Origin of the sequence: Escherichia sp. UTM R2, from assembly GCF_048593455.1 — a bacterium.
GTDB lineage: Bacteria > Pseudomonadota > Gammaproteobacteria > Enterobacterales > Enterobacteriaceae > Escherichia > Escherichia coli.
In genome coordinates this window covers 2,348,250-2,374,960 of record NZ_JBFWDY010000002.1, presented here as the reverse complement: position 1 = coordinate 2,374,960, position 26,711 = coordinate 2,348,250, and the positions used below count along the sequence as shown (strand labels likewise).

23 protein-coding genes and 3 pseudogenes are annotated in these 26,711 nt (G+C 50.8%); 17 read left to right on the top strand and 9 right to left on the bottom strand.

The window, feature by feature from the left end:
* Positions 1 to 101: 101 nt before the first annotated feature.
* Positions 102 to 754 (top strand): annotated as a pseudogene (locus tag AB4H76_RS12330) (YdcF family protein).
* Here the strand turns inward: AB4H76_RS12330 and AB4H76_RS12325 are convergent.
* Positions 751 to 3,717, bottom strand: a complete 2,967-nt coding sequence (locus AB4H76_RS12325; protein ID WP_001138014.1) for a Tn3-like element TnAs1 family transposase — start codon at positions 3,715 to 3,717, stop codon at positions 751 to 753. The pseudogene AB4H76_RS12330 and the gene AB4H76_RS12325 sit on opposite strands and share 4 nt — an antisense overlap.
* A 3-nt stretch (positions 3,718 to 3,720) precedes the next feature.
* Complete coding sequence (locus AB4H76_RS12320) at positions 3,721 to 4,281, bottom strand: recombinase family protein (RefSeq protein WP_001161490.1); 561 nt, start codon at positions 4,279 to 4,281, stop codon at positions 3,721 to 3,723.
* Between the two features lie 309 nt (positions 4,282 to 4,590).
* On the opposite strand from AB4H76_RS12320, the gene AB4H76_RS12315 reads away from it, so the two are divergent.
* The 3 genes and pseudogenes from AB4H76_RS12315 to aldA all read left to right on the top strand — a co-directional run bounded on the left by AB4H76_RS12315 (position 4,591) and on the right by aldA (position 8,182).
* Positions 4,591 to 6,168, top strand: coding sequence for a PAS domain-containing methyl-accepting chemotaxis protein (locus AB4H76_RS12315; protein ID WP_001323889.1), 1,578 nt, complete (start codon positions 4,591 to 4,593; stop codon positions 6,166 to 6,168).
* A gap of 186 nt (positions 6,169 to 6,354) precedes the next feature.
* Positions 6,355 to 6,546: pseudogene (locus AB4H76_RS12310) on the top strand (YdcF family protein); the annotation flags it as partial.
* 196 nt (positions 6,547 to 6,742) lie between these two features.
* Positions 6,743 to 8,182, top strand: a complete 1,440-nt coding sequence (gene aldA, locus AB4H76_RS12305; protein WP_077491587.1) for an aldehyde dehydrogenase — start codon at positions 6,743 to 6,745, stop codon at positions 8,180 to 8,182.
* 41 nt (positions 8,183 to 8,223) lie between these two features.
* On the opposite strand, the gene gap is transcribed toward aldA, so the two are convergent.
* Positions 8,224 to 9,225, bottom strand: coding sequence for a type I glyceraldehyde-3-phosphate dehydrogenase (gap, locus tag AB4H76_RS12300; RefSeq protein WP_077491585.1), 1,002 nt, complete (start codon positions 9,223 to 9,225; stop codon positions 8,224 to 8,226).
* A 188-nt stretch (positions 9,226 to 9,413) separates the two neighbouring features.
* Between gap and cybB the strand changes: the two genes are divergently transcribed.
* The 3 genes from cybB (at position 9,414) to yncP (ending at position 10,456) form a co-directional block, all read left to right on the top strand.
* On the top strand, positions 9,414 to 9,944 hold the full coding sequence (cybB, locus tag AB4H76_RS12295) for a cytochrome b561 (protein WP_001571380.1): 531 nt from the start codon (positions 9,414 to 9,416) through the stop codon (positions 9,942 to 9,944).
* A 244-nt stretch (positions 9,945 to 10,188) separates the two neighbouring features.
* The gene (locus AB4H76_RS12290; protein ID WP_000731833.1) at positions 10,189 to 10,362 is read left to right on the top strand and encodes a periplasmic protein; all 174 of its coding nucleotides are present in this window, start codon (positions 10,189 to 10,191) and stop codon (positions 10,360 to 10,362) included.
* 25 nt (positions 10,363 to 10,387) lie between these two features.
* Positions 10,388 to 10,456: a hypothetical protein gene (yncP, locus tag AB4H76_RS12285; RefSeq protein WP_212591405.1), complete on the top strand. Its 69-nt coding sequence runs from the start codon at positions 10,388 to 10,390 to the stop codon at positions 10,454 to 10,456.
* Here the strand turns inward: yncP and hokB are convergent.
* Positions 10,434 to 10,583: a type I toxin-antitoxin system toxin HokB gene (hokB, locus tag AB4H76_RS12280; protein ID WP_001320773.1), complete on the bottom strand. Its 150-nt coding sequence runs from the start codon at positions 10,581 to 10,583 to the stop codon at positions 10,434 to 10,436. The genes yncP and hokB overlap by 23 nt on opposite strands.
* A 99-nt stretch (positions 10,584 to 10,682) precedes the next feature.
* A protein-coding gene (locus tag AB4H76_RS12275; RefSeq protein ID WP_088538165.1) for an IS3-like element IS150 family transposase occupies positions 10,683 to 12,052 on the bottom strand; the annotation gives its coding sequence in 2 pieces (ribosomal slippage) (positions 10,683 to 11,572 and positions 11,572 to 12,052; 1,371 coding nt in all).
* A 375-nt stretch (positions 12,053 to 12,427) separates the two neighbouring features.
* On the opposite strand from AB4H76_RS12275, the gene trg reads away from it, so the two are divergent.
* The gene (trg, locus tag AB4H76_RS12270) at positions 12,428 to 14,068 is read left to right on the top strand and encodes a methyl-accepting chemotaxis protein Trg (RefSeq protein WP_077492173.1); all 1,641 of its coding nucleotides are present in this window, start codon (positions 12,428 to 12,430) and stop codon (positions 14,066 to 14,068) included.
* Between the two features lie 38 nt (positions 14,069 to 14,106).
* On the opposite strand, the gene AB4H76_RS12265 is transcribed toward trg, so the two are convergent.
* A complete protein-coding gene (locus AB4H76_RS12265; RefSeq protein WP_000414564.1) occupies positions 14,107 to 15,030 on the bottom strand; it encodes a LysR substrate-binding domain-containing protein in 924 nt (307 codons plus the stop codon).
* Between the two features lie 216 nt (positions 15,031 to 15,246).
* Between AB4H76_RS12265 and AB4H76_RS12260 the strand changes: the two genes are divergently transcribed.
* The 4 genes from AB4H76_RS12260 to rimL all read left to right on the top strand — a co-directional run bounded on the left by AB4H76_RS12260 (position 15,247) and on the right by rimL (position 19,436).
* Complete coding sequence (locus AB4H76_RS12260) at positions 15,247 to 16,590, top strand: VOC family protein (RefSeq protein WP_077492171.1); 1,344 nt, start codon at positions 15,247 to 15,249, stop codon at positions 16,588 to 16,590.
* Positions 16,591 to 16,814: 224 nt separating this feature from the next.
* Entirely contained in the window at positions 16,815 to 18,470 is a 1,656-nt protein-coding gene (gene opgD / locus AB4H76_RS12255) for a glucan biosynthesis protein OpgD (RefSeq protein ID WP_000375956.1), read from the top strand.
* A 139-nt stretch (positions 18,471 to 18,609) separates the two neighbouring features.
* Positions 18,610 to 18,834 (top strand): YdcH family protein, encoded by a 225-nt coding sequence (locus tag AB4H76_RS12250; protein WP_001296778.1) that lies wholly within the window; start codon positions 18,610 to 18,612, stop codon positions 18,832 to 18,834.
* 62 nt (positions 18,835 to 18,896) lie between these two features.
* The gene (gene rimL, locus AB4H76_RS12245; protein WP_001491065.1) at positions 18,897 to 19,436 is read left to right on the top strand and encodes a 50S ribosomal protein L7/L12-serine acetyltransferase; all 540 of its coding nucleotides are present in this window, start codon (positions 18,897 to 18,899) and stop codon (positions 19,434 to 19,436) included.
* Here rimL and ydcK read toward each other — a convergent pair.
* The gene (gene ydcK / locus AB4H76_RS12240; RefSeq protein ID WP_077492028.1) at positions 19,428 to 20,408 is read right to left on the bottom strand and encodes a YdcK family protein; all 981 of its coding nucleotides are present in this window, start codon (positions 20,406 to 20,408) and stop codon (positions 19,428 to 19,430) included. The genes rimL and ydcK overlap by 9 nt on opposite strands.
* Positions 20,409 to 20,531: 123 nt before the next feature.
* Here ydcK and tehA point away from each other — a divergent pair, with 123 nt between their 5' ends.
* The 3 genes from tehA to AB4H76_RS12225 all read left to right on the top strand — a co-directional run bounded on the left by tehA (position 20,532) and on the right by AB4H76_RS12225 (position 23,085).
* Entirely contained in the window at positions 20,532 to 21,524 is a 993-nt protein-coding gene (gene tehA, locus AB4H76_RS12235) for a dicarboxylate transporter/tellurite-resistance protein TehA (protein WP_001301046.1), read from the top strand.
* Positions 21,521 to 22,114 carry a tellurite resistance methyltransferase TehB gene (tehB, locus tag AB4H76_RS12230; RefSeq protein ID WP_000586720.1) on the top strand — a complete coding sequence of 198 codons (594 nt, stop codon included), beginning with the start codon at positions 21,521 to 21,523 and terminating at the stop codon, positions 22,112 to 22,114. Before tehA ends, tehB begins: the two co-directional genes overlap by 4 nt.
* 302 nt (positions 22,115 to 22,416) lie before the next feature.
* The gene (locus AB4H76_RS12225) at positions 22,417 to 23,085 is read left to right on the top strand and encodes a DUF3313 domain-containing protein (protein WP_001261013.1); all 669 of its coding nucleotides are present in this window, start codon (positions 22,417 to 22,419) and stop codon (positions 23,083 to 23,085) included.
* A 31-nt stretch (positions 23,086 to 23,116) separates the two neighbouring features.
* Here AB4H76_RS12225 and tnpA read toward each other — a convergent pair.
* Positions 23,117 to 23,608 (bottom strand): annotated as a pseudogene (tnpA, locus tag AB4H76_RS12220) (IS200/IS605 family transposase).
* Positions 23,609 to 23,615: 7 nt separating this feature from the next.
* On the opposite strand from tnpA, the gene AB4H76_RS12215 reads away from it, so the two are divergent.
* Complete coding sequence (locus AB4H76_RS12215) at positions 23,616 to 24,824, top strand: RNA-guided endonuclease InsQ/TnpB family protein (protein ID WP_420062595.1); 1,209 nt, start codon at positions 23,616 to 23,618, stop codon at positions 24,822 to 24,824.
* 39 nt (positions 24,825 to 24,863) lie between these two features.
* On the opposite strand, the gene ydcO is transcribed toward AB4H76_RS12215, so the two are convergent.
* Positions 24,864 to 26,078 (bottom strand): BenE family transporter YdcO, encoded by a 1,215-nt coding sequence (gene ydcO, locus AB4H76_RS12210; RefSeq protein WP_072169390.1) that lies wholly within the window; start codon positions 26,076 to 26,078, stop codon positions 24,864 to 24,866.
* Positions 26,079 to 26,130: 52 nt separating this feature from the next.
* Here ydcO and sutR point away from each other — a divergent pair, with 52 nt between their 5' ends.
* Positions 26,131 to 26,667, top strand: coding sequence for a DNA-binding transcriptional regulator SutR (sutR, locus tag AB4H76_RS12205; protein WP_000429150.1), 537 nt, complete (start codon positions 26,131 to 26,133; stop codon positions 26,665 to 26,667).
* Positions 26,668 to 26,711 lie beyond the last annotated feature (44 nt).

The following is a 26,711-nucleotide window of genomic DNA, read 5'->3' as shown; positions in this document are numbered from 1 at the left end:
GCGGAGTGGCGGTTAAGGAAATACGACTTCCTCCTTTCAGAGTGCTCCGCTTCTCACTATTATCTCACGCAGTATTCTTAAGGGAACGATAAGGAGGAACCATGAACATTACCCCGTTTCCGACGCTTTCGACGGCAACTATAGATGCCATAAATGTTATCGGACAGTGGCTGGCGCAGGATGATTTCTCCGGTGAGGTGCCGTATCAGGCTGATTGCGTCATACTTGCAGGAAATGCGGTTATGCCGACTATCGATGCGGCATGTAAGATTGCTCGCGATCAGCAAATTCCTTTACTGATTAGTGGTGGTATCGGTCACTCGACCACTTTTTTGTATAGCGCCATCGCACAGCATCCGCACTACAACACTATCCGCACCACTGGCAGAGCAGAGCGACCATCCTGGCGGATATCGCTCATCAGTTCTGGCATATTCCGCATGAAAAAATCTGGATTGAAGACCAGTCAACAAACTGCGGTGAAAACGCACGCTTTAGCATCGCGCTATTGAATCAGGCCGTAGAACGAGTTCATACGGCTATCGTTGTACAGGACCCCACCATGCAGCGGCGCACGATGGCAACGTTCCGCCGTATGACCGGGGACAATCCCGATGCACCACGCTGGTTAAGTTATCCCGGATTCGTTCCTCAGTTAGGAAATAACGCAGACAGTGTAATCTTTATTAATCAGTTACAAGGATTATGGCCGGTTGAGGGGAGCCCGCAGAATTCGGAAAAAATCGTACGCTAAGGTTTTCCGGGCATCCGTAAGGGCCGAAACTTCCCGTCTTCCAGTCTGCGGCTCTGCCGCCAGACGTAATCGCCGGTTAGGTTGATGTGCTCCCAGCCCAGCGGCGACAGGAATTGCAGCAGCTCGCCGTCCACCGGCTTGCCGGCCTCGACCAACCCCTGGGTGGCGCGTTCCAGGTACACCGTGTTCCACAGCACGATAGCCGCCGTCACCAGGTTGAGGCCGCTGGCCCGGTAGCGCTGCTGCTCGAAGCTCCGATCCCTGATTTCCCCAAGGCGGTTGAAGAACACCGCCCTGGCCAGCGAGTTGCGCGCCTCACCTTTGTTCAGGCCGGCATGCACGCGGCGGCGCAGTTCAACACTTTGCAGCCAGTCCAGGATGAACAGCGTGCGCTCGATCCGGCCCAGCTCGCGCAGGGCCACGGCCAGTCCGTTCTGGCGCGGGTAGCTGCCGAGCTTGCGCAGCATCAGCGAGGCGGTGACGGTGCCCTGCTTGATCGAGCTGGCCAGGCGCAGGATGTCGTCCCAGTGGGCACGCACGTGCTTGATGTTCAGGGTGCCGCCGATCAGCGGGCGCAACGTCGGGTAGGCTTGCACGCCCTGCGGCACGTACAGCTTGGTTTCGCCGAGGTCGCGGATGCGCGGCGCGAAGCGGAAGCCTAGCAGGTGCATCAGGGCAAAGACGTGATCGGTGAAGCCGGCCGTGTCGGTGTAGTGCTCCTCGATCCGCAGGTCGGACTCGTGGTACAGCAGGCCGTCGAGCACATAGGTGGAATCGCGGACGCCGACATTCACCACGCGGGTGCTGAACGGCGCGTACTGGTCGGAGATATGGGTATAGAACAGCCGTCCCGGCTCGCTACCGTACTTCGGGTTGACGTGCCCGGTGCTCTCGCCCCGGCCACCCGCGCGGAAGCGCTGGCCATCGGAGGATGAGGTCGTGCCGTCGCCCCAGTGGGCGGCAAAGGCGTGGCGATACTGGTGGTTGACCAGCTCGGCCAAGGCCGCCGAATAGGTTTCGTCGCGGATGTGCCAGGCTTGCAGCCAGGACAGCTTGGCGTAGGTCAGGCCGGGGCTCGACTCGGCCATCTTGGTCAGCCCGAGGTTGATCGCATCACCGAGGATTGCGGACAGCAGCAACGTCCTGTCTTTGGCCTCGGCCCCGTCCTTCAAGTGGGTGAAGTGGCGGCTGAAGCCCGTCCAGTCGTCCACGTCCATCAGCAGTTCGGTGATCTTGATGCGCGGCAGTAACTGGCTGGTTTGGTCGATCAGCGCCTGCGCCCGATCCGGCACCGCCGCATCCAGCGGGGTGATTTTCAGCCCTGACTCGGTGAGGATGGCATCGGGCAGCTCGTTGTCCTTGGCCAGGCGGGTGACGGTGGCCAACTGCTCGTCCAGCAGCTGCAAACGCTCTTCCAGGTACTGGTCGCTGTTCGGGTTGATCGCCAGGGGCAGGGCCTGCTCGCGCTTGAGTGCGGCGAACTTCTCGGCCGGCAGCAGGTAGTCGTCGAAGTCGCGGAACTGCCGCGAGCCCTTGACCCAGATGTCGCCGGAGCGCAGGGCGTTCTTCAGCTCGGACAGGGCGCAGATTTCGTAGAATTTCCGGTCGAGGCCTTCCGGGGTGATCACCAGCGGCTTCCAGCGCGGCTTGATGAAGGCCGTGGGTGCATCGGCCGGCACCTTGCGCAGGTTGTCGGCGTTCATCTCACGCAGGGTCTGCACGGCTGCCAGCACGCCTTGCGCGGCCGGCGCGGCGCGCAGTTCCAGCACCTCCAGCAAGGCCGGCGTGTAACGGCGCAGGGTGGCGAAGTTCTCGCCGACCAGGTGCAGGTGGTCGAAGCCTTCCGGCCGGGCCAGCAGCTCGGCCTCGCTGACGCTCTCGGTGAACTCGTCCCAGGGAATCACCGCCTCGATGGCGGCATAGGGGTCGCTGCCGCTTTCCTTCGCTTCCAGCAGCGCCTGGCCGATCCTGGAGTACAGGCGCACCTTGTCGTTGATCGCCTTGCCCTGCTTCTGGAACTGCTGCTGATGCTTGTGCTTCGCGCCGCTGAACAGCTTGACCAGGATGCGGTCATGCAGATCGACCAGCTCATCGATCACGGTCGCGGTGCTCTCCAGCACCACGGCGGCCAGGGTCGCGTAGCGGCGCTGCGGCTCGAACTTACCGAGGTCTTTGGGCGTCATCTGCCCACCCTCGCGGGCCAGCTTGAGCAGGCGGTTCTGGTGGATGTGCCGGCCCAAGCCTTCGGGCAAGTCCACCAACTGAAATGTCTTCAGCCGCTCGATGTGTTCCAGCATGTGCCGAGAGTTGGGTTTCAGCGGTGCCTGGCGCAGCCAGGTCAACCAGGTGATGCTGCTGCCGGCCTTGAGCTTCAACAGCTCGTCCAGCTTGGCCCGATGCGAGTCCGTGAGTGGTTCGACCAGGGCGCGGTAGACCCGCCGATTGGCTCGCGCAATGGCTTCCGAGCAGGCCCGGTCAATCACGCTCAGCGCCGGCAGGATGCGTCGTTTCTGCCGTAGGCTCTCCAGGGCCTGACCGGCCAGCAGCAAGCCTTTGTCGGTCTGCTGGGCCAGCTCGGTTAGCTCGCGCACCAGGGCGCGGAAGTCGGACAGGCCGAACGGGGCCAGTTGCAGGTAGGTGCGCAGTTCCTGGGCATGCTCGCGACGGGTCACGTCGCGCTCGCCGTACTTTGCCCAGCTCGCCGGCTCGGCCTGGACTTGCTTCGCCACCCACAGGATGACCGGCTCGGGCAGCTCGCTGTCGGTTCCCAGCGCGTAACCGGGGTAGCGCAGCAGGCAGAGCTGCACGGCGAAGCCGAGGCGGTTGGCGTCGCCGCGTCGCTGGCGGATCAGCGACAGGTCGGAGTCGTTGAAGGTGTAGTAGCGGATCAGGTCATCCTGGCTTTCCGGCAGCGCAAGCAGGGTGTCCCGCTCCGTGGCCGAGAGGATCAAGCGACGCGGCATGTGTCAGTCGTCCGTGCGGAGGTACTGGTAGAGGGTTTCCCGGCTGATGTTGAACTCGCGGGCAAGCTGCGCCTTGGGCTCGCCGGCCGTCGCTCGCTGCCGCAGGGTAGCAGCCTGCTCATCGGACAGGGCTTTCTTGCGGCCCCGGTACGCGCCACGCTGCTTGGCCAAGGCGATGCCCTCACGCTGCCGCTCGCGGATCAGGGCGCGCTCGAACTCAGCGAAGGCCCCCATCACCGACAGCATCAGGTTGGCCATCGGCGAGTCCTCGCCAGTGAACACCAGGCCCTCCTTCAGGAACTCGATGCGCACGCCGCGCTGAGTCAGCTTCTGTACCAAGCGACGCAGGTCATCGAGGTTGCGGGCCAGCCGATCCATGCTGTGCACCACCACTGTATCGCCTTCGCGGACGAAGCTCAGCAGCGCTTCGAGCTGGGGGCGCTGGGTGTCCTTGCCCGATGCCTTGTCGGTGAACACCTTGCTCACCTGGGTTTGTTCCAGCTGGCGTTCCGGGTTCTGGTCAAAGCTGCTGACCCGGACGTAGCCGATGCGGTGCCCCTGCACGATGTCTCCTTGGTTGAAGGCGGCTTAAGTGCACTTTCTGTTCCGTTGTGCCTCAAAGCCCATTTCTGTCAGGCTGAAATCTATAACCTTCGCGGGCATGTGTCAAAAAATGGGAAAGCAGACTCTATTCTGACGAAGCGGCGCGGCCCTGCCTGACATCAAGTTAGGGTATAGCCTAGATTGACATGCGCGATGCAACCCTTAACTTGCTTGCACCTATCGTTTCCATGCTAGCTTTATCGTAACGCTCAAGAAATTGGGCTTAATGCCGAAAACAATAAAATAAAACAGCCAACCCTTGAGGTTCTTATGCGCCAGAATTTACCAGTGACGGGTCGAAACTTAGAACTCCCAAAAGATGCCAATATTCTTTCGACTACCTCCCCTCAAAGCCATATCACGTACGTTAATCCTGACTTCATTAAAATCAGTGGTTTCACTGAGGAAGAACTATTAGGCCAGCCTCACAACATCGTAAGACACCCAGATATGCCGCCTGCTGCATTTGAGCATATGTGGAGTACATTAAAATCTGGCCGCTCATGGATGGGGCTAGTAAAAAATCGCTGTAAAAATGGCGACCACTATTGGGTAAGTGCTTATGTAACGCCAATAGCTAAGAATGGTTCGATTGTTGAATACCAGTCTGTAAGGACCAAGCCTGAACCTGAGCAGGTTTTGGCTGCGGAAAAATTATATGCTCAATTGAGAAGCGGGAAGGCCGCGAGGCCGAAATTGGCTGCTAGCTTTTCCGTGAAAATACTCTTGCTCATATGGGGTAGTATTATATCAAGCGCAATGGCTGCCGGCATGCTTACTGATACATCAATAAGCAGCTTATTGTTAGCCACTTTAATGTCAGGAAGCTTAAGCTCTGTTAGTGTTTTGGCTATTCTCTCTCCTCTTGGAAGACTGGTTGAAAGAGCCAGGAATATTTCCAATAACCCATTAAGTCAATCCCTCTACACTGGGCGCACCGATGAGTTTGGCCAAATCGAGTTTGCTTTACGAATGATGCAAGCTGAAACAGGCGCCATAGTAGGTCGCATAGGTGATGCATCAAATCGGCTTAGCGAACACACCCGAGGCCTACTAAAGGATATTGAGTCAAGCAATGTACTTACAGTTGAGCAGCAGGCAGAGACAGATCAAATAGCAACGGCAGTAAACCAAATGGTGGCAAGCATTCAAGAGGTTGCGAGCAATGCACAGCATGCTGCAGATGCGGCCGGAAGAGCAGACACTGAGACGGCATCTGGCCAGCGTCTGGTAGCCCACACAAGCCAGTCAATCACTGCCCTTGAAGGTGAAATTAGGCAAGCCACTCAGGTTATTCATGAGCTTGAAGGTCAAAGTAACGAGATATCAAAAGTTCTTGACGTTATACGAGGGATCGCCGAGCAAACGAATTTGTTGGCACTCAACGCAGCAATTGAGGCCGCGCGTGCTGGTGAGCAGGGGCGTGGTTTTGCTGTTGTCGCCGATGAGGTTCGCAGTCTTGCTGCTCGCACACAGCAATCGACAACGGATATTCAAAGCATGATCAGCGCTCTACAAGAGCGAGCGCAATCCGCTGTTACAGTCATGGAGCAAAGTAGTCGGCAAGCGCACACGAGTGTAGCTCACGCAGAGGAAGCAGCTACAGCTCTTGATGGAATTGGCCAACGCGTTAACGAAATTACCGACATGAACGCGCAAATAGCGACTGCGGTCGAGCAGCAGGGAGCAGTAAGTGAAGACATAAACCGCAGTATTATCAATATACGCGATGCTGCTGATACCAATGTACAGACCGGGCAGAATAATTTGCAAAGTGCGAAATCTGTCGCTCAGTTAACTAGCGCTCTGAGCGAACTGGCAAAACAGTTTTGGGAAAAACGAGGATAACGCTTTTCAGTATCTCGACAGGGATAACTTACTTTACCATCGGTTATCCCTTTTAGCCGCACAAATTTTAGCCATGGCTTTTCAGGAAGTCAGGGCTATCAGAATGGCCTTAGAAAGCCTAGTCAAAGAGCTGTCACGAGAACACCGTTAGCTTAGCGTACGATTTTTTCCGAATTCTGCGGTTCCCCCGTTGAGCGTTATCTCTCACTACTCACTGGCGAGCTGCCGCGTTTACGCGATGATAGCGATGGCTACGGTCCCCGCGGGCGAGATTTTATCGTTCACGTTGATTTTCCGGCAGAAGTCATTCAGGCATGGCAAACGCTGAAACACGATGCGGTGCTCATCGAGGCGATGGAAAGTCGCTCGTTACGTTAAAAATTGCCCGTTTGTGAACCACTTGTTTGCAAACGGGCATGACTCCTGACTTTTATTTCTGCCTTTTATTCCTTTTACACTTGTTTTTATGAAGCCCTTCACAGAATTGTCCTTTCACGATGCCGTCTCTCTGATGATTGATGTTAATTAACAATACATTTACCAAAAGCAAACATATAAATCACAGGAGTCGCCCATGTCAGTACCCGTTCAACATCCTATGTATATTGATGGACAGTTTGTTACCTGGCGTGGAGACGCATGGATTGATGTGGTAAACCCTGCTACAGAGGCTGTCATTTCCCGCATTCCCGATGGTCAGGCCGAGGATGCCCGTAAGGCAATCGATGCAGCAGAACGTGCACAACCAGAATGGGAAGCGTTGCCTGCAATTGAACGCGCCAGTTGGTTGCGCAAAATCTCCGCCGGGATCCGCGAACGCGCCAGTGAAATCAGTGCGCTGATTGTTGAAGAAGGGGGCAAGATCCAGCAGCTGGCTGAAGTCGAAGTGGCTTTTACTGCGGACTATATCGATTACATGGCGGAGTGGGCACGGCGTTACGAGGGCGAGATTATTCAAAGCGATCGTCCAGGAGAAAATATTCTTCTGTTTAAACGTGCGCTTGGTGTGACTACCGGCATTCTGCCGTGGAACTTCCCGTTCTTCCTCATTGCCCGCAAAATGGCTCCCGCTCTTTTGACTGGTAATACCATTGTCATTAAACCCAGTGAATTTACGCCAAACAATGCGATTGCATTCGCCAAAATCGTCGATGAAATAGGCCTTCCGCGCGGCGTGTTTAACCTTGTACTGGGGCGTGGTGAAACCGTTGGGCAAGAACTGGCGGGTAACCCAAAGGTCGCAATGGTCAGTATGACAGGCAGCGTCTCTGCAGGTGAAAAGATTATGGCGACTGCGGCGAAAAACATCACCAAAGTGTGTCTGGAATTGGGTGGTAAAGCACCAGCTATCGTAATGGACGATGCCGATCTTGAACTGGCAGTCAAAGCTATCGTTGATTCACGCGTCATTAATAGTGGGCAAGTGTGTAACTGTGCAGAACGTGTTTATGTACAGAAAGGCATTTATGATCAGTTCGTCAATCGGCTGGGTGAAGCGATGCAGGCGGTTCAATTTGGTAACCCCGCTGAACGCAACGACATTGCGATGGGGCCGTTGATTAACGCCGCGGCGCTGGAAAGGGTCGAGCAAAAAGTGGCGCGCGCAGTAGAAGCAGGGGCGAGAGTGGCGTTGGGTGGCAAAGCGGTAGAGGGGAAAGGATATTATTATCCGCCGACATTGCTGCTGGATGTTCGCCAGGAAATGTCGATTATGCATGAGGAAACCTTTGGCCCGGTGCTGCCGGTGGTCGCATTTGACACGCTGGAAGATGCTATCTCAATGGCTAATGACAGTGATTACGGCCTGACCTCATCAATCTATACCCAAAATCTGAACGTCGCGATGAAAGCCATTAAAGGGCTGAAGTTTGGTGAAACGTACATCAACCGTGAAAACTTCGAAGCTATGCAAGGCTTCCACGCCGGATGGCGTAAATCCGGTATTGGCGGCGCAGATGGTAAACATGGCCTGCATGAATATCTGCAGACCCAGGTGGTTTATTTACAGTCTTAATGAGTGAAAGAGGCGGAGATTTTTTCCTCCGCCTGTGCGCGTCAGAGTTTAGCGTATTTTTCGAGGGTGCGAATAAGCTGCGTGACGAAGCCATATTCGTTATCGTACCAGGCGACCGTTTTCACCAGTTGTAAATCGCCCACGGCGGTAATTTCCGTTTGCGTGGCATCAAACACCGAACCGAAATGGCTGCCAATGATATCGGAAGAGACTATTTCTTCATCGGTATAACCAAATGACTCGTTATTGGTGGCTGCTTGTTTAAGTGCGTTATTCACCTCTTCGGCAGTCACTTTTTTTCCGAGAATCGATACCAGTTCAGTGACCGAACCTGTTTTCACCGGCACGCGTTGCGCATGACCTTTCAGTTTGCCGCTCAGTTCCGGGATCACCAGACCAATGGCTTTTGCCGCGCCCGTAGTGTGGGGAATGATATTTTCTGCCGCTGCGCGTGAAGCACGTAAATCTTTACCACGCGGGCCATCCACCAGTGACTGGGTGCCAGTATAGGCATGAATGGTCGTCATCGTGCCGACTTCTATCCCGAAACTGTCATGCAAGGCTTTGGCCATCGGCGCAAGACAGTTAGTAGTGCATGATGCCACGGAAACAATGGTGTCGTTGCCATCCAGAGTGTCGTCATTGACGTTATAAACGATAGTTTTCATTTCACCGGCAGGGGCGGAAATCAACACCTTCTTCGCGCCAGCATCAAGATGCGCCTGCGATTTCTCGGCGGAGGTATAAAAGCCAGTACATTCGACAATGATTTCTGCACCTTTCGCTTTCCACGGAATATTTTTAGCCTCTTTTTCGGCGTAAACCGCGATACTTTTCCCATTAACGATAAGTGAATCTTCCGTAAAATCAACGCTCCAGGGGAACGGTCCGTAGTTTGAATCATGTTTCAGCAGGTAGGCGAGAATTTTTGGAGAAGTGAGATCATTAATAGCGACAACGTCTATGTTGCTTTTGACTTCAAGTAATCGACGCAACACCAGTCGACCGATACGACCAAAACCGTTAATACCAACTTTACTCATGGTTTTCTCCTGTCAGGAACGTTCGGATGAAAATTGATCCTTTCCAGGCTTAGACCAGGATGGCGGGATGGGCAATCTCCATTCTTACAGTGAAACGTAACGTACTGAAAACGGGTGAACAATATTTAATGAAATTTTGAGAAAAGCCCGTTATGTTAACGGAAAATTATGTTAAAGCAGGAAATGTTATGGAAAATAAATACTCAAGGTTACAAATCAGCATTCACTGGCTGGTCTTTTTGCTGGTTATCGCAGCGTATTGCGCAATGGAGTTTCGTGGTTTCTTCCCACGTAGCGATCGGCCACTCATCAACATGATTCATGTTTCCTGTGGCATCTCAATTCTCGTGCTGATGGTGGTTCGTCTTTTGTTAAGACTGAAATACCCAACCCCGCCGATTATACCTAAGCCGAAACCGATGATGACGGGACTGGCGCATTTGGGACATTTGGTGATTTATCTCCTGTTTATTGCGCTGCCAGTGATTGGTTTGGTGATGATGTATAACCGAGGCAACCCGTGGTTTGCGTTTGGTATGACGATGCCTTACGCTTCAGAGGCCAATTTCGAACGGGTAGATAGCTTAAAGTCGTGGCATGAAACGCTGGCGAATCTGGGATACTTTGTCATCGGGTTGCACGCTGCGGCCGCACTGGCACACCACTATTTCTGGAAGGACAACACACTTCTACGCATGATGCCGCGTAAACGTTCCTGAAGGATATTTAAAGAAAACGCCTGTACTAAAACCGACCCGTGGTACAGGCGAAGAATACGGGTCTACATCGGAAGCGCCTATTATATTTATTTGTATGACAAATAAAACCATAATCCTTGCCCATACGTCCATCTGGCTTATTTTTAATCAATTCACCCGATCTTTGATCTCATCAACGGTATCAAAATAAACCAGCGTATAACGTTCAAATCGAACATAAGATTCGATAAACCATGGAGGTTATATGAAAAAACTGGCACTTATTTTGTTTATGGGAACGCTTGTTTCCTTTTATGCCGATGCCGGGCGCAAACCTTGTTCTGGTTCGAAAGGGGGGATCTCACACTGTACTGCAGGCGGCAAATTTGTCTGTAATGATGGTTCTATTAGTGCATCGAAAAAAACATGCACTAACTGAAGTGTAAAAGGGGTGCCATGAGAAAATGAATCTGCTAGTCAGATGCGCGGGGAAAATCCCCGCGCTTGCCCTTACCTGGACGTGCAGGCCATGAGCGCAGCAACCTCCTTATCACCGTCCCGGAACCGCAGTTCGTAGAGCGTTTGTCGGGTCAGGAGTGTGAATGTCAGAATCGTAATGCAGATAATGAGCAGACACACCACCAGAGGGTTGTGCTTCATAGCCTTTCTCCTTGCCGGATGGCGGGTAAGAGGCTAAGATCTGAATTGCTAGGTTCATTCGTTGGCCTCGGTTTGTACTGACCCCAAAAAGTTGGACAGTTAAACACGAGGCATATAGGTCTGATTCCGATATTCAATTGGAGTCAGACCTTTTAATTTCAGGCTAATTCTTCTGCTGTTGTAGTATTCAATATATTCCGTAACAGCATCCTTCAGTTCGCTTATATTACTGAACTCATCAAGATAAAAACACTCCGACTTTAAGGTTCCAAAGAAACACTCCACCACAGCATTATCCAGACAATTGCCTTTTCTGGACATGCTTTGTTTAATACCATGTTCTTTAAGGATATTTTGATATCTTCTCATACGATACTGCCATCCCTGGTCAGAGTGCAGAACAGGATGCTCGTGAGGATTAAGCTTTTTGAATGCCTGATCGAGCATATTCTCAACCATGTTCATCACTGGTCTTTCCGAAAGGCTGTAAGAAATAACTTCGTTGTTGAAGAGATCTATTACTGGAGACAAATACAGCTTGCGCCCATTGACTGCAAATTCAGTAACATCGGTAACCCACTTCTCGTTTGGCCGCGTAGCCTTGAAATCTCTTTGGAGAACATTAGGGGCGGTTTGCCCTACATCTCCTCTGTAAGAGCGGTATCGCTTGACCTTAATCGCTGCTTTAAGTGAGAGGGTTCCCATCAGGCGCTGAACAGCTTTATGGTTAATCTGTTTCCCTTCTCGATGAAGAGACAGCGTTACCCTACGGTATCCGTATCGGCCTCTATTCTCGTGATAAATCTCACTAATACGCTTTTTAACGTCCGCATACTTGTCAGGCTTGCTGAGAGCCTTTAGATGATAATAAAACGTACTGCGCGGTATCTCCGCAGCCCTGAGAAGCTCATCAAGAGGATAAAACTGCCTTAGCTCGTTGAGTACTTTCACTTTTTCGTGGGATGAGCTAAGGCTTTCAGCTTTTTTAGATACATAAGCCGCGTTTCAAGAAATCGAACTTGCCTTTCAAGATCCTCAATGCGTCGGTCTTTTGACAGCTCCAATGCTGATGCCGCTTTTTCTGGATCAACTGATATTGCAATGTTTCTTTTGGTGCCAATCTTGAGCGCGCGTAAACCAGCTTCTCCGCGCTCTTCATAGACCTTCAGCCACCTGGCTACAGAACCACTACCAGCAAGCATAAAGTGAGCAGCAGCCTGATTAAGGGACATGTGCTGCTCGATCACAGCTTTCACGACCTTAATACGCAACTCTGGATCAGCACTAACGCCTTTAGGTTTGGGAATTAAACCTTTTTCTCCATGTTTTTCATAGAGGGCAACCCATGTCCTGACCTGGGTTCGGGGGACACCAAAACGTGCCGAGATGATCCTGTAACCATCATCAGTTGTGAAGTAGTGATTCACGACTTCAAGGCGCTTTTCAAAAGGGTATTTTGGCTTTGACATATTAGGGGCTATTCCATTTCATCGTCCAACAAAATGGGTGCAGTACAGTTGATAGAAATATCGGTCGGGGCCTTCGTCTTTCTGATTCCCGGTTAGCCTGAAAACAGAAAGTCTCAGGCACCCGCAGGCATCCTATGAGGTTTCCTTAGGGACGAAAATAATCACTTCACGAAATTGCGTGCTGTTTTCCAGAATTTTTCGTCATTCGGGTTAGCCAGTTTAGCCATTCGTTACTCTCTTCATTCCAATAGCATTAATTTTCTCTGCAATAATTGTTGTAAAAATGTGACGCAAAGAGGTTTTTGGTCATAAGTAATTACCGTCAAGTGCCGATGACTTTCTATCAGGAGTAAACCTGGACGAGAGACAACGGTAATGAATACAACTCCCTCACAGCGATTAGGTTTTTTGCATCACATCAGGCTGGTTCCGTTATTTGCCTGCATTCTTGGCGGTATCTTAGTTCTATTCGCATTAAGTTCTGCTCTGGCTGGCTATTTCCTCTGGCAGGCCGATCGCGATCAGCGTGATGTTACTGCGGAGATTGAGATTCGGACCGGGTTAGCGAACAGTTCAGATTTTTTGCGTTCATCCCGGATCAATATGATTCAGGCCGGGGCTGCGAGTCGTATTGCGGAAATGGAAGCAATGAAGCGAAATATTGCGCAAGCCGAATCGGAGATTAAACAGTCGCAGCAAGGTTATCGTGCTTATCAGAATCGGCCGGTGAAAACACCTGCTGATGAAGCCCTCGACACTGAATTAAATCAACGCTTTCAGGCTTATATCACGGGTATGCAACCTATGTTGAAATATGCCAAAAATGGTATGTTTGAAGCAATTATCAATCATGAAAGTGAGCAGATCCGAACGCTGGATAATGCTTATACTGATATTTTGAACAAAGCCGTTAAGATACGTAGCACCAGAGCCAACCAACTGGCGGAACTGGCCCATCAGCGCACCCGCGTGGGTGGGATGTTCATGATTGGCGCGTTTGTGCTTGCCCTGGTCATGACGCTGATAACATTTATGGTGCTACGTCAGATCGTCATTCGTCCACTGCAACATGCCGCACAACGGATTGAAAAAATCGCCAGTGGCGATCTGACGATGAATGATGAACCGGCGGGTCGTAATGAAATCGGTCGCTTAAGTCGTCATTTACAGCAAATGCAGCATTCACTGGGGATGACAGTAGGGACTGTTCGACAGGGCGCGGAAGAGATTTATCGTGGCACCAGCGAAATTTCCGCTGGCAATGCGGACCTTTCATCTCGCACCGAAGAACAAGCGGCGGCAATTGAACAAACTGCCGCCAGCATGGAGCAACTCACTGCGACGGTGAAACAGAATGCGGATAACGCGCATTATGCCAGTAAACTGGCGCAAGAGGCTTCTATTAAAGCCAGCGATGGCGGGCAAACGGTTTCCGGTGTAGTAAAAACGATGGGCGCTATCTCTATGAGTTCGAAGAAAATTTCTGAGATCACCGCCGTCATCAACAGTATTGCTTTCCAGACGAATATTCTGGCACTGAATGCTGCCGTTGAAGCCGCGCGAGCGGGTGAGCAAGGGCGTGGATTTGCCGTTGTCGCCAGCGAAGTACGGACACTCGCAAGCCGCAGCGCTCAGGCGGCGAAAGAGATTGAAGGCTTGATCAGTGAATCAGTCAGGTTAATTGACCTGGGGTCGGATGAGGTGGCAACGGCAGGGAAAACCATGAGCACTATTGTTGATGCCGTCGTGAGTGTCACACATATCATGCAGGAAATCGCCGCCGCCTCGGATGAACAAAGTAGAGGCATAACTCAGGTTAGCCAGGCGATTTCTGAAATGGATAAGGTGACGCAACAGAATGCTTCTCTGGTAGAAGAGGCCTCAGCAGCGGCGGTGTCCCTTGAAGAACAGGCGGCACGATTAACTGAGGCGGTGGACGTATTCCGTCTGAACAAACATTCTGTGTCGGCAGAACCTCGCGGAGCGGGTGAACCAGTTAGTTTCGCTACGGTGTGAAAATGTTCAAGGAAGGGATCGACAGATCCCTTCACCTTTCAGAACGGCATTGATTTTCGAATAGCGTTAATCATCAACTGGCAACCAGAAGAGAACGTCGCATCTACGCGGGTCAGTATTCCAATCGGTTCGCCTGCACCATGTCCCGGAACAGGCAGGGCCACCAGCGTGGCATGACGCAGGTCGTCTTTTACAGCGCCAGAAGGGACAAACCACACGTAGTCGTATTCAACCGTAAGTTGACGAGATAGCGAAGCAGACAGCGTTTCGATACAACCCGAAGGAATTTTACATCCCTGGCTCTGCACTAATGCATCTGAATGCTGGCGTGGCGCAGTGCCTTCTGGTGATACAACGACCGGCCATTCCAGCACCCGGCTTAGCGTTACGTTCTCCTGAAGTAGCGGATGATTAGGGCGGACAACCAGCTTCAGCGATTCAAGAAACAGCAGTTCGTAATTAAGCCCGGTCATCAGTTCAGGATCTGACATCCGACCAATGCCGATATCGATTTCCCCGGTTTTCAAACCCGCCAGAATCATAGGGTTACTCATTGTCGCAACTTGCAAGGTCGTCTCTTTTTGTTGCTGATGAAACTGACCTATAACCGAAGGTAATATCCCCAGTGCCGCAGTAGGTAGTGCACCAACCCTGACGACATCATTATTAAGACCTTCTTTACGATGAAGCGACTGTCCGGCAGTGTTGATGGCGTCAAGAACTCTGACTGCATGCGTTAAAAATTGTTCGCCGGGTAAGGTAAGTTGCGCCCCCTGACGACCACGCTCAAACAAGCGAGCGCCCGTCAGCTGCTCCAGTTCATTCAATGTCTTAGAGAGCGCAGGTTGACTCAAATTAAGGGTTTCAGCCGCGCGCCCCAAAGTTCCTTGTTGTGCGACAGCTACGAATGTATGAAGGTGGCGCAAACGGATGCGCTGACTAAACAGACTATTTTTTTCCATAAGCGATGTTAAAAACGAAGCGGTGTCGCTGACAAGTGAAGTTGTTTGATTATGATAACTTGATTGCAAAATATTATTAACAATTAAAGCAATTATGTTACAGCAAAATGGATAATATTGATGTTTTCGCGGCGAGATCACAGTTTGTAAATTCTTCCCGCCAGAGTGAATGCGGTTACCTACACTCCAGATTACTGACCACTGGAGGCAGACACTATGGCGAACAGCATCACGGCGGATGAGATTCGGGAACAGTTTTCGCAGGCAATGTCAGCCATGTACCAGCAAGAAGTTCCGCAATATGGCACGCTGCTGGAACTGGTAGCTGATGTGAATCTGGCTGTGCTGGAAAACAATCCTCAACTGCACGAAAAAATGGTAAATGCAGACGAGCTGGCGCGACTGAATGTTGAACGTCATGGGGCGATTCGCGTTGGGACTGCACACGAGCTTGCTACTCTTCGGCGGATGTTTGCCATTATGGGGATGTACCCGGTGAGCTATTACGATCTCTCGCAGGCAGGGGTGCCGGTACATTCGACAGCATTTCGGCCCATTGATGATGCTTCTCTGGCGCGTAATCCCTTCCGCGTTTTTACCTCCTTACTCCGCCTTGAGCTTATCGAGAACGAAATTTTGCGCCAGAAAGCGGCGGAGATTCTGCGTCAGCGCGATATCTTCACCCCACGTTGTCGACAACTGTTAGAGGAATATGAGCAGCAGGGCGGTTTTAACGAAACACAGGCACAGGAGTTTGTGCAGGAAGCCCTGGAAACGTTTCGCTGGCACCAGTCAGCAACGGTAGATGAAGAAACCTATCGCGCCTTGCACAACGAACATCGGTTGATTGCTGATGTGGTCTGTTTTCCTGGATGCCATATCAACCATCTGACGCCACGTACGCTGGATATTGACCGGGTGCAGTCGATGATGCCTGAATGCGGAATTGAACCAAAAATTCTGATCGAAGGGCCGCCGCGCCGCGAGGTACCGATTTTACTACGGCAGACCAGCTTTAAGGCACTGGAAGAGACGGTGTTGTTTGCGGGGCAGAAACAGGGCACGCATACTGCGCGCTTTGGTGAAATTGAGCAGCGTGGCGTGGCATTAACGCCGAAAGGGCGACAACTGTATGATGATCTTCTGCGTAACGCTGGAACCGGGCAGGATAATCTCACTCACCAAATGCATTTACAGGAAACCTTCCGCACTTTTCCTGACAGTGAGTTTTTAATGCGTCAGCAAGGGCTGGCATGGTTCCGGTACCGTCTGACGCCTTCAGGTGAGGCGCATCGTCAAGCGATTCATCCCGGAGACGATCCACAGCCCTTAATTGAACGTGGTTGGGTCGCGGCGCAACCCATTACCTATGAAGATTTCTTGCCCGTTAGCGCGGCGGGGATCTTCCAGTCAAATCTGGGTAATGAAACGCAGGCACGCAGCCACGGTAATGCCAGTCGCGAAGCATTTGAGCAGGCGTTGGGTTGTCCGGTTTTGGATGAGTTCCAGCTTTATCAGGAAGCGGAAGAACGCAGTAAACGTCGCTGTGGTTTGCTTTAAATTCTGACCATCCGCCTTTGCAAAAATTTGCCTGATTTTACAAACGAATCAGGCTCATCCCATCGACATAAAAAAATTGCCGATTTATGCATATTCTCTGAGTTCAACAATTGGATTATTAATAAATATTGTCTAGAGTGAGCGGTCATAAATAAGCACTTTCTTGCCGCTGAAAATGACCAGCGCGGGACCATTCACAACACCAGAAGGACTCACTTTCAGGTATGGATCGTAGACGATTTATTAAAGGTTCAATGGCTATGGCCGCCGTGTGCGGTACCAGCGGCATTGCTTCTCTTTTTTCTCAGGCGGCATTCGCGGCAGATTCTGATATTGCCGACGGACAAACCCAGCGTTTTGACTTCTCCATTCTACAGTCAATGGCGCATGACTTAGCGCAAACAGCGTGGCGTGGTGCGCCTCGTCCGTTACCTGACACTCTGGCGACAATGACGCCGCAGGCTTATAACAGTATTCAATACGACGCCGAAAAATCGCTCTGGCATAACGTTGAGAACCGTCAACTGGACGCTCAGTTCTTCCATATGGGAATGGGATTCCGTCGCCGCGTTCGTATGTTTTCTGTAGATCCAGCAACACATCTGGCGCGTGAAATTCACTTTCGCCCGGAGTTGTTCAAATACAACGATGCAGGTGTTGATACCAAACAATTAGAAGGGCAAAGCGATCTCGGCTTTGCCGGTTTTCGCGTGTTTAAAGCCCCCGAACTGGCGCGTCGTGATGTAGTATCATTCCTCGGTGCGAGTTATTTCCGCGCCGTTGATGACACATATCAATACGGTTTGTCGGCTCGCGGCCTGGCGATCGACACTTACACCGACAGTAAAGAAGAGTTCCCCGACTTTACCGCCTTCTGGTTTGATACGGTAAAACCGGGGGCAACTACCTTTACCGTTTATGCGTTGCTCGATAGCGCCAGTATTACTGGTGCCTATAAGTTCACTATCCATTGTGAGAAAAGTCAGGTGATTATGGATGTGGAAAATCACCTGTATGCGCGCAAAGACATTAAACAGCTGGGCATTGCGCCGATGACCAGCATGTTCAGCTGCGGTACTAATGAACGTCGGATGTGCGATACAATTCATCCGCAAATTCATGACTCTGATCGTCTGTCCATGTGGCGGGGCAACGGCGAGTGGATTTGCCGTCCGCTGAATAATCCGCAAAAATTGCAGTTCAATGCTTACACCGACAACAACCCGAAAGGGTTTGGTTTATTGCAACTGGATCGTGACTTCTCCCATTATCAGGACATTATGGGCTGGTATAACAAACGCCCAAGTCTGTGGGTGGAACCGCGTAACAAGTGGGGTAAGGGCACCATCGGCCTGATGGAAATCCCAACAACGGGCGAAACGCTGGATAATATTGTCTGCTTCTGGCAGCCAGAAAAAGCTGTAAAAGCGGGTGATGAGTTTGCATTCCAGTATCGTCTGTACTGGAGTGCGCAACCGCCTGTTCATTGCCCATTAGCGCGCGTTATGGCGACGCGTACCGGCATGGGCGGTTTCCCGGAAGGTTGGGCGCCAGGTGAACACTATCCCGAAAAATGGGCGCGTCGTTTTGCCGTCGATTTCGTTGGTGGTGATCTGAAAGCTGCCGCGCCAAAAGGCATTGAGCCGGTGATTACGCTTTCCAGTGGGGAAGCGAAGCAAATCGAAATTCTCTATATTGAACCCATTGATGGTTATCGTATTCAGTTTGACTGGTATCCGACGTCGGACTCCACTGATCCGGTCGATATGCGGATGTATCTGCGTTGTCAGGGGGACGCTATCAGTGAAACATGGCTGTATCAGTATTTCCCGCCAGCGCCCGATAAACGTCAGTATGTTGACGACCGCGTGATGAGTTAATTGTTTTTTCTTCGGCACCTTCTTCGGGAGGTGCCGTCTGGTTAAACACGATCCCGCTCGCATTTTTCCCTAAGTTAAATGAGTAATCTGATGGTGTGTATTTCAGATACACCTTGTCAGCCACTAACAGGGAGTGCGTATGTTTCCAGAATACCGAGATTTAATATCCCGTCTGAAAAACGAAAATCCTCGCTTTATGTCCTTGTTCGATAAACACAATAAACTTGATCATGAAATTGCCAGAAAGGAAGGTTCCGACGGTCGAGGGTACAATGCGGAAGTGGTCCGCATGAAAAAACAAAAGCTACAGTTAAAAGATGAGATGCTCAAAATCCTGCAGCAGGAGAGCGTCAAAGAGGTGTAAACTTTCCTAAGCCGCCAGCCAGGCGGCTTTTTTAACAACTGCATGGATTGACTGGAGATAAGATGACTGAAACGATAAAAGTAAGCGAATCACTTGAATTACATGCTGTTGCAGAAAATCACGTCACTCCTCTTTATCAGTTAATCTGTAAAAATAAAACCTGGTTACAGCAGTCGCTAAACTGGCCGCAGTTTGTTCAAAGTGAAGAGGACACGCGAAAAACGGTGCAGGGTAATGTGATGTTGCATCAACGCGGCTATGCCAAAATGTTCATGATTTTCAAAGAAGATGAACTTATCGGCGTTATCTCGTTTAATCGTATTGAACCACTGAATAAAACCGCTGAAATAGGCTACTGGCTGGACGAATCTCATCAGGGGCAGGGGATCATTTCTCAGGCGCTGCAGGCATTGATTCATCATTACGCCCAGTCTGGTGAACTTAGACGCTTCGTGATCAAATGTCGGGTGGACAATCCGCAAAGCAACCAGGTCGCTTTGCGCAATGGTTTTATCCTTGAAGGTTGCCTGAAACAGGCTGAGTTCCTGAATGATGCCTATGATGATGTGAACTTATACGCGCGTATTATCGATTCACAATAACCCTGCCAGCGGCGTTCGCGTAATGCGCTTCTCGCCGTTAATGACTTTTGGACCACGGACATGAACCGTGTCGCCATCAAAGGCTTCAACGACGGCGTGGTCGGTTAACTCCACATGGTTTTCAATTATCACCGCACCTGTAATACGGCTCTCACCTTGTATTACAACGTGCTCGTCGAGCAGAATCGGTCCGCCACGTACCACAGCATTTCCGCCAATCAAGACATGATGTTTTAACACACAATTACCTTCCACAATGGCATATTCCGCCACCTGTGAACTGTAATGAATCGTCGGAATGGCATCTTCTTCTATGCCAGCTTTCACCTGCGCGTGACCGTAGACTTTAGCGCAATCGCATAGCCAGACGTTGTTCTCTTCATTACCTTCAATACTGGCAAAATCAAAAACTTCGGCGCGATGTTCAATAAAAGCATACCGGATGACGGCATCGCCATAAATTTGTGCCTGGTGAACAATACGCGAGGCGCTAACCCTTGCGCGATCATAAATTTGTAGCAGGAGTTGATGGTCGGGCGTTAAGCCTTGTGCGCCGACGATCATAGAATGTTGATTAATTAAGGCGTGACCAAATATTCTACATTGCCCGCAAACCAGTGAGTCATGAATGGTGACGCTGTCACTTATATATGCACCCTGGCTGATTTCACTATTATCGATCCAGACATTATCCGTTGCGTAAACCTCTCCCCACAGCACGCTGGTGCCGGTGATGCGCGTATTACCGGAAATCACCGCTCCGCCGAACGCAATAGCATTCTGGTCGTAAATCCAGCAATTTCCTTCCTGTGCTAACACCGTTTCGCGATCGATCCAGCCGCCAGCGGTTCCTGCTATCACATCGTTAAAATCGCTAATGGCGATAATCTGCCGTAATAACACATTTTTTTTAGTGCCATCTTCCTGATAACTAAAGGCTCGCTGTTCTTCACTTAGACGATATTTGCGCATAGCGTTTTCCCACAGGTGACTTACTATAACCGTAGCAAATTCTGCGGCTCTGGCTATGCTCGAGAAAATTCCATAAAATGCATTTCAAATATACTTTATAAATTAAACAAAATGAGTAAGAAGATGCAGAGCGATAAAGTGCTCAATTTGCCGGCAGGCTACTTTGGTATTGTGTTGGGGACGATAGGGATGGGATTTGCCTGGCGCTATGCCAGCCAGGTTTGGCAGGTCAGCCACTGGTTAGGGGATGGGCTGGTGATTCTGGCGATGATCATCTGGGGATTATTGACTAGCGCATTTATTGCCCGACTTATACGCTTTCCGCATAGCGTGCTGGCGGAAGTTCGCCATCCAGTGCTGAGCAGTTTTGTGAGTTTGTTTCCGGCAACGACGATGCTGGTGGCGATTGGTTTTGTTCCGTGGTTTCGCCCACTGGCGGTGTGCCTGTTCAGTTTTGGTGTCGTGGTTCAGTTGGCTTATGCCGCCTGGCAAACTGCGGGATTATGGCGCGGATCTCACCCTGAAGAAGCTACCACGCCTGGACTGTATCTGCCGACAGTTGCCAACAACTTTATCAGCGCAATGGCCTGTGGTGCGTTGGGCTACACCGACGCCGGTCTGGTGTTTTTAGGCGCAGGCGTTTTCTCATGGCTAAGCCTTGAACCTGTGATCTTGCAGCGTCTGCGCAGTTCGGGAGAATTACCCACGGCACTGCGGACATCACTCGGCATTCAGCTCGCTCCTGCGCTGGTGGCCTGTAGTGCCTGGCTGAGCGTCAACGGCGGCGAGGGTGACACGCTGGCGAAAATGCTTTTCGGTTATGGACTGCTGCAACTGCTGTTTATGCTACGTCTGATGCCATGGTATCTCTCCCAGCCATTTAATGCTTCATTCTGGAGTTTCTCGTTCGGCGTATCTGCACTGGCAACCACCGGTTTGCATCTGGGGAGTGGCAGCGATAATGGATTTTTCCATACGCTGGCGGTGCCGCTGTTTATCTTTACCAATTTTATTATTGCAATACTGCTCATCCGTACTTTTGCACTTCTGATGCAGGGAAAATTGTTAGTCAGAACCGAGCGCGCCGTTTTAATGAAAGCAGAGGACAAAGAATGATCATTCGTGACGAAAACTATTTTACTGATAAATATGAATTAACCCGCACACACTCTGAAGTACTGGAAGCGGTGAAAGTGGTTAAACCGGGTAAAACGCTGGATCTGGGCTGTGGCAATGGTCGTAACAGTCTTTACCTGGCAGCCAATGGTTATGATGTTGACGCATGGGATAAAAATGCCATGAGTATCGCCAACGTCGAGCGCATTAAATCCATTGAAAATCTGGATAATTTACACACCCGAGTCGTTGATCTGAATAACCTCACATTTGATGGACAGTACGATTTTATTCTTTCGACTGTGGTGCTGATGTTCCTTGAGGCTAAAACCATCCCGGGGCTGATTGCCAATATGCAACGTTGCACTAAACCTGGCGGTTACAACCTGATTGTGGCGGCGATGGATACCGCCGATTATCCATGTACTGTCGGCTTCCCGTTTGCCTTCAAAGAGGGAGAATTACGTCGATATTACGAAGGCTGGGAGAGGGTGAAATACAATGAAGACGTCGGCGAGCTGCACCGCACCGACGCCAACGGTAATCGTATTAAACTACGTTTCGCCACGATGCTGGCACGTAAAAAATGACCCGGTAAGAACAAAGCGCGTGAAAATTCCCCACGCTGAGATGGTTTACTGTTCTTCTTTTCGGTAAGCATATTTTTTATCGAAGGGATGTGAAATTAATCACAGTAGTCGAAGTTTTTTAGCAGCTTAACTTACTGAAATTTAACTACTGATGATTGACTTAGCCCCTTTTTCGGCATTGACTATGTCGTCTGAAAAGGGGCTGAAAAATTTATTTTCACCAACACTTTTTTTGCCACAACACGAAGCGGCGCTTTTTGCTATAACTTAAAAAGTAATATAATCATCTCAGGAAACTATTCATGCGTACCACATCATTTGCGAAAGTTGCAGCTTTATGCGGCTTGTTGGCTCTGTCTGGTTGTGCCTCTAAAATCACCCAGCCAGATAAATATTCTGGTTTTTTAAACAATTACTCTGATTTAAAAGAAACAACCTCAGCAACAGGTAAACCTGTTTTACGTTGGGTAGACCCGAGTTTTGATCAAAGCAAATATGACAGCATCGTCTGGAACCCAATCACTTATTATCCGGTACCAAAACCTTCTACCCAGGTAGGGCAGAAAGTTCTGGATAAAATTTTGAACTATACCAACACCGAAATGAAAGAAGCGATAGCGCAGCGTAAACCACTGGTTACCACCGCTGGGCCGCGTAGTCTGATTTTCCGTGGGGCCATTACCGGTGTAGATACCAGCAAAGAAGGGCTGCAATTCTATGAAGTGGTTCCTGTTGCATTAGTGGTTGCGGGGACGCAAATGGCTACAGGCCACCGTACCATGGATACTCGCCTCTATTTTGAAGGTGAGCTGATTGATGCAGCGACTAATAAACCGGTTATCAAAGTCGTTCGTCAGGGCGAAGGTAAAGACCTGAATAACGAAAGTACGCCAATGGCTTTCGAAAATATTAAACAAGTTATTGATGACATGGCGACCGATGCCACTATGTTTGACGTTAACAAGAAGTAATTCCAGCCGCGCCATCGTAAGATGGCGCTTTTTATCCGGTGCGCCGTAAAACCCCGTCCTTCAGGGCGGGGATATAAGGCGCGGTTTTCCACCTAACAGGTGTTTGCTGTTGTTCAATGTATTGGCGGATGACGGATATTGGCGCACCTCCGCAGCTACTGGCAAAATAGCCAGGACTCCACAAAACGCCTTTGTAGTAATACCTGACTGCAATATCTGGTCGATCTCGTCGCAGTAACCTACCCGATACGCCTTTGAGGCTGTTTACCAGACTGGATATCGCCAGTTTGGGAGGTTAGTTAATTAACAAATGGACGTGATCTGGTTCGCCATCCATTTCAACCAGTTCAGCTTCAAAATCAGCACATACATTTGAAAAGTAACTGCGTAGTTTTTCTGTCGCGTCATGGTCAAAAATCTGGCGTCGGTATTTGGTGACAAAGACCAGGTGAACATGCATCAGGGAAACACAATGCCTTCCACGCCGGATATCGGTTTCTTTTTTCACAGACCAAAGTATCATTTGACCTGTGAAACGATTACAGGCATTTAAATTCCAGTTAAGACCAGGTGGTCAACAGGAGTGTGAAATGAGGCGCTTCGCAGGCGCATGTCGTTTCGTTTTCAATCGTGCTCTGGCACGTCAGAATGAGAATCATGAGGCAGGTAATAAATACATCTCTTACGGGAAAATGGCTTCCTGGCTGGTTGAGTGGAAAAATGCCACTGAAACGCAATGGCTTAAAGATTCTCCCTCACAGCCATTGCAACAGTCACTGAAAGACCTTGAGCGGGCTTACAAAAACTTCTTCCGGAAGCGGGCTGCTTTTCCCCGATTCAAAAAGCGGGGACAGAATGATGCATTCCGCTACCCGCAGGGCGTTAAGCTCGATCAGGAAAACAGCCGTATTTTTCTGCCGAAACTGGGCTGGATGGGCTACCGGAATAGCCGTCAGGTCACGGGTGTTGTGAAAAATGTCACTGTCAGCCAGTCCTGCGGTAAGTGGTACATCAGTATTCAGACAGAAAGTGAAGTATCCACTCCGGTTCACCCTTCAGCATCAATGGTCGGGCTGGATGCTGGCGTGGCTAAACTCGCCACGCTGTCAGATTGCACAGTCTTTGAGCCTGTAAACAGTTTTCAGAAAAACCAGAAGACGCTGGCGAGACTTCAGCGACAGTTAAGCCGCAAGGTCAAATTCAGCAACAACTGGCAGAAGCAGAAACGCAAAATACAGCGACTGCATTCCCGTATCGCAAATATCCGCAGGGACTACCTTCACAAAGTCACAACGACCGTCAGCAAAAACCACGCAATGATAGTCATTGAGGATTTGAAGGTCAGCAACATGTCAAAGTCAGCAGCGGGTACGGTCAGCCAGCCGGGGCGCAATGTCCGGGCAAAATCAGGTTTAAACCGTTCGATACTGGATCAGGGCTGGTATGAAATGCGCCGCCAGCTTGAGTACAAGCAGCTCTGGCGTGGCGGTCAGGTGCTTGCTGTTCCGCCAGCGTACACAAGTCAGCGTTGCGCGTGCTGTGGTCATACAGCGAAAGAAAATCGCCTGTCACAAAGTCAATTCAGATGCCAGGTATGTGGATATACAGCGAACGCCGATGTAAACGGCGCTCGTAACATTTTAGCGGCGGGGCACGCCGTTCTTGCCTGTGGAGAGATGGTGCAGTCAGGCCGCCCGTTGAAGCAGGAACCCACCGAAATGATTCAGGCGACAGCCTGAACGTAGCAGGGATCCACGTCCTTCAGGGCGTGGAGGATGTCAATATCGGTTTCTGTCAGCGATTAAATTCAACACCACGTAACAAACGCCTCCGGCAATTAATCCCCAGAACGCAGAACCAATCCCGACCAGCGTCAATCCACTTGCCGTTACCAGAAATGCCACCACCGCCGCGTCGCGCTCACGCTCATTATGCAGCGCCTGATACAAACTTCCGCCAATGGTACTCAACAGCGCCAGACCTGCCAGCATCTGGATCCAACTTACGGGCAGGGCAGCCATCATCCCGGTAATGGCACTACCAAACAGACCTGCGAGCAAATAGAAAATGCCTGCAACGGCAGCTGCCAGCCAACGTTGATCTTTATCCGGATGCGCTTCCGGGCTTTGGCAAATAGCCGCGGTGATTGCCGCAATACCGACGGAATAAACGCCGAAAGGGGAAAAAACCAGTGCCAGCAATCCAGTAAATACAATTAATGGCGAAACAGGAGCCGAATATCCGGCGGCTTTCATTGCTGCGATACCCGGTGCGTTTTGCGATGCCATCGTCACCAGAAAAAGGGGGAGTGCAACGCTCAGGCTGTGAGCAAACGCAAAATCAGGGGTAATATAAGTGGGGAGAACGGGTTTAAAGACAACATCAGTTGTGACAACGTCACCTTGCGCGATAACGATCACGATCCCAATAATCATCGCGGCAATTACCGCATAGCGCGGCGCAACGGCCTTGGTTGCCAGCCATACCAGCAACATACTGCCACACAACGTAAATTGACCGTCCAGACTGGCAAACGCCTGTAAACCAAAGCGTAATAAAATCCCGGCAAGCATTGCCGCCGCAAGCGAGTGCGGAATAATGCACATCAGACGAGCAAAGAGTCCCGTTATGCCGCAGAGGACTATTAACGCGTTGGTGACAATAAAAACGCCGATGGCTTCGTTAAGTGTTAGTCCCTGCAATCCGGTGACCAACAAAGCCGCGCCAGGCGTTGACCATGCGGTGAGAACAGGTACGCGATACCATAATGTCAGAGCCAGCGTACTGACGCCCATTGCCAGCCCCAGCGCCGTCATCCAGCCAGAGATTTGTGCAGTGGTGGCTCCGGCGACAATCGCTGCTTGCCAGATTATTGCCGCTGAACTGGCGTAGCCAATTAATACCGCCAGAAACCCCGCCAGTAGCGTGGGTGGAGGAACAGAAAACAGACGCATAGTCACCTCGTGCGTTATAGCGTACAGGCACCGTAGCATTTGTCCGTTATAACGCACAAGTGATAAACTTCCGTTTTGCCGGAGGAGTCGCATGGAAAATCTCGCTCGCTTTTTATCCACCACACTTAAACAACTACGTCAGCAGCGCGGCTGGAGTCTTTCGCGACTGGCAGAAGCGACGGGCGTTTCTAAAGCGATGTTAGGGCAGATTGAGCGTAATGAATCCAGCCCGACGGTCGCGACATTATGGAAAATTGCCACCGGGTTGAACGTGCCATTTTCGACATTTATTTCTCCGCCACAGTCCGCTACGCCTTCAGTTTATGATCCACAACAGCAGGCGATGGTGATCACTTCACTGTTTCCTTATGATCCACAACTCTGCTTTGAACACTTCTCGATTCAGATGGCACCTGGTGCAATAAGCGAATCGACGCCCCATGAGAAGGGGGTAATCGAACATGTCGTCGTCATTGATGGACAACTTGATCTGTGCGTTGATGGGGAATGGCAGAGCCTTAATTGTGGGGAAGGCGCTCGATTTGCTGCAGACGTCACGCATGTCTATCGTAATGGTGGGGAGCAAACCGTACATTTTCATTCCCTCATCCATTACCCGCGCAGTTAAGCGGGAAAACTATTTCGCAACGTCGCGCTTGTGGCTAAAATAGC

What these genes read in the sequence shown, in the direction of transcription:
- AB4H76_RS12325 (WP_001138014.1), bottom strand. Translation starts at nt 3,717, where the DNA reads ATGCCGCGTCGCTTGATCCTCTCGGCCACGGAGCGGGACACCCTGCTT.
- AB4H76_RS12315 (WP_001323889.1), top strand. Translation starts at nt 4,591, where the DNA reads ATGCGCCAGAATTTACCAGTGACGGGTCGAAACTTAGAACTCCCAAAA.
- aldA (WP_077491587.1), top strand. Translation starts at nt 6,743, where the DNA reads ATGTCAGTACCCGTTCAACATCCTATGTATATTGATGGACAGTTTGTT.
- gap (WP_077491585.1), bottom strand. Translation starts at nt 9,225, where the DNA reads ATGAGTAAAGTTGGTATTAACGGTTTTGGTCGTATCGGTCGACTGGTG.
- cybB (WP_001571380.1), top strand. Translation starts at nt 9,414, where the DNA reads ATGGAAAATAAATACTCAAGGTTACAAATCAGCATTCACTGGCTGGTC.
- AB4H76_RS12290 (WP_000731833.1), top strand. Translation starts at nt 10,189, where the DNA reads ATGAAAAAACTGGCACTTATTTTGTTTATGGGAACGCTTGTTTCCTTT.
- hokB (WP_001320773.1), bottom strand. Translation starts at nt 10,583, where the DNA reads ATGAAGCACAACCCTCTGGTGGTGTGTCTGCTCATTATCTGCATTACG.
- trg (WP_077492173.1), top strand. Translation starts at nt 12,428, where the DNA reads ATGAATACAACTCCCTCACAGCGATTAGGTTTTTTGCATCACATCAGG.
- AB4H76_RS12265 (WP_000414564.1), bottom strand. Translation starts at nt 15,030, where the DNA reads ATGGAAAAAAATAGTCTGTTTAGTCAGCGCATCCGTTTGCGCCACCTT.
- AB4H76_RS12260 (WP_077492171.1), top strand. Translation starts at nt 15,247, where the DNA reads ATGGCGAACAGCATCACGGCGGATGAGATTCGGGAACAGTTTTCGCAG.
- opgD (WP_000375956.1), top strand. Translation starts at nt 16,815, where the DNA reads ATGGATCGTAGACGATTTATTAAAGGTTCAATGGCTATGGCCGCCGTG.
- AB4H76_RS12250 (WP_001296778.1), top strand. Translation starts at nt 18,610, where the DNA reads ATGTTTCCAGAATACCGAGATTTAATATCCCGTCTGAAAAACGAAAAT.
- rimL (WP_001491065.1), top strand. Translation starts at nt 18,897, where the DNA reads ATGACTGAAACGATAAAAGTAAGCGAATCACTTGAATTACATGCTGTT.
- ydcK (WP_077492028.1), bottom strand. Translation starts at nt 20,408, where the DNA reads ATGCGCAAATATCGTCTAAGTGAAGAACAGCGAGCCTTTAGTTATCAG.
- tehA (WP_001301046.1), top strand. Translation starts at nt 20,532, where the DNA reads ATGCAGAGCGATAAAGTGCTCAATTTGCCGGCAGGCTACTTTGGTATT.
- tehB (WP_000586720.1), top strand. Translation starts at nt 21,521, where the DNA reads ATGATCATTCGTGACGAAAACTATTTTACTGATAAATATGAATTAACC.
- AB4H76_RS12225 (WP_001261013.1), top strand. Translation starts at nt 22,417, where the DNA reads ATGCGTACCACATCATTTGCGAAAGTTGCAGCTTTATGCGGCTTGTTG.
- ydcO (WP_072169390.1), bottom strand. Translation starts at nt 26,078, where the DNA reads ATGCTACGGTGCCTGTACGCTATAACGCACGAGGTGACTATGCGTCTG.
- sutR (WP_000429150.1), top strand. Translation starts at nt 26,131, where the DNA reads ATGGAAAATCTCGCTCGCTTTTTATCCACCACACTTAAACAACTACGT.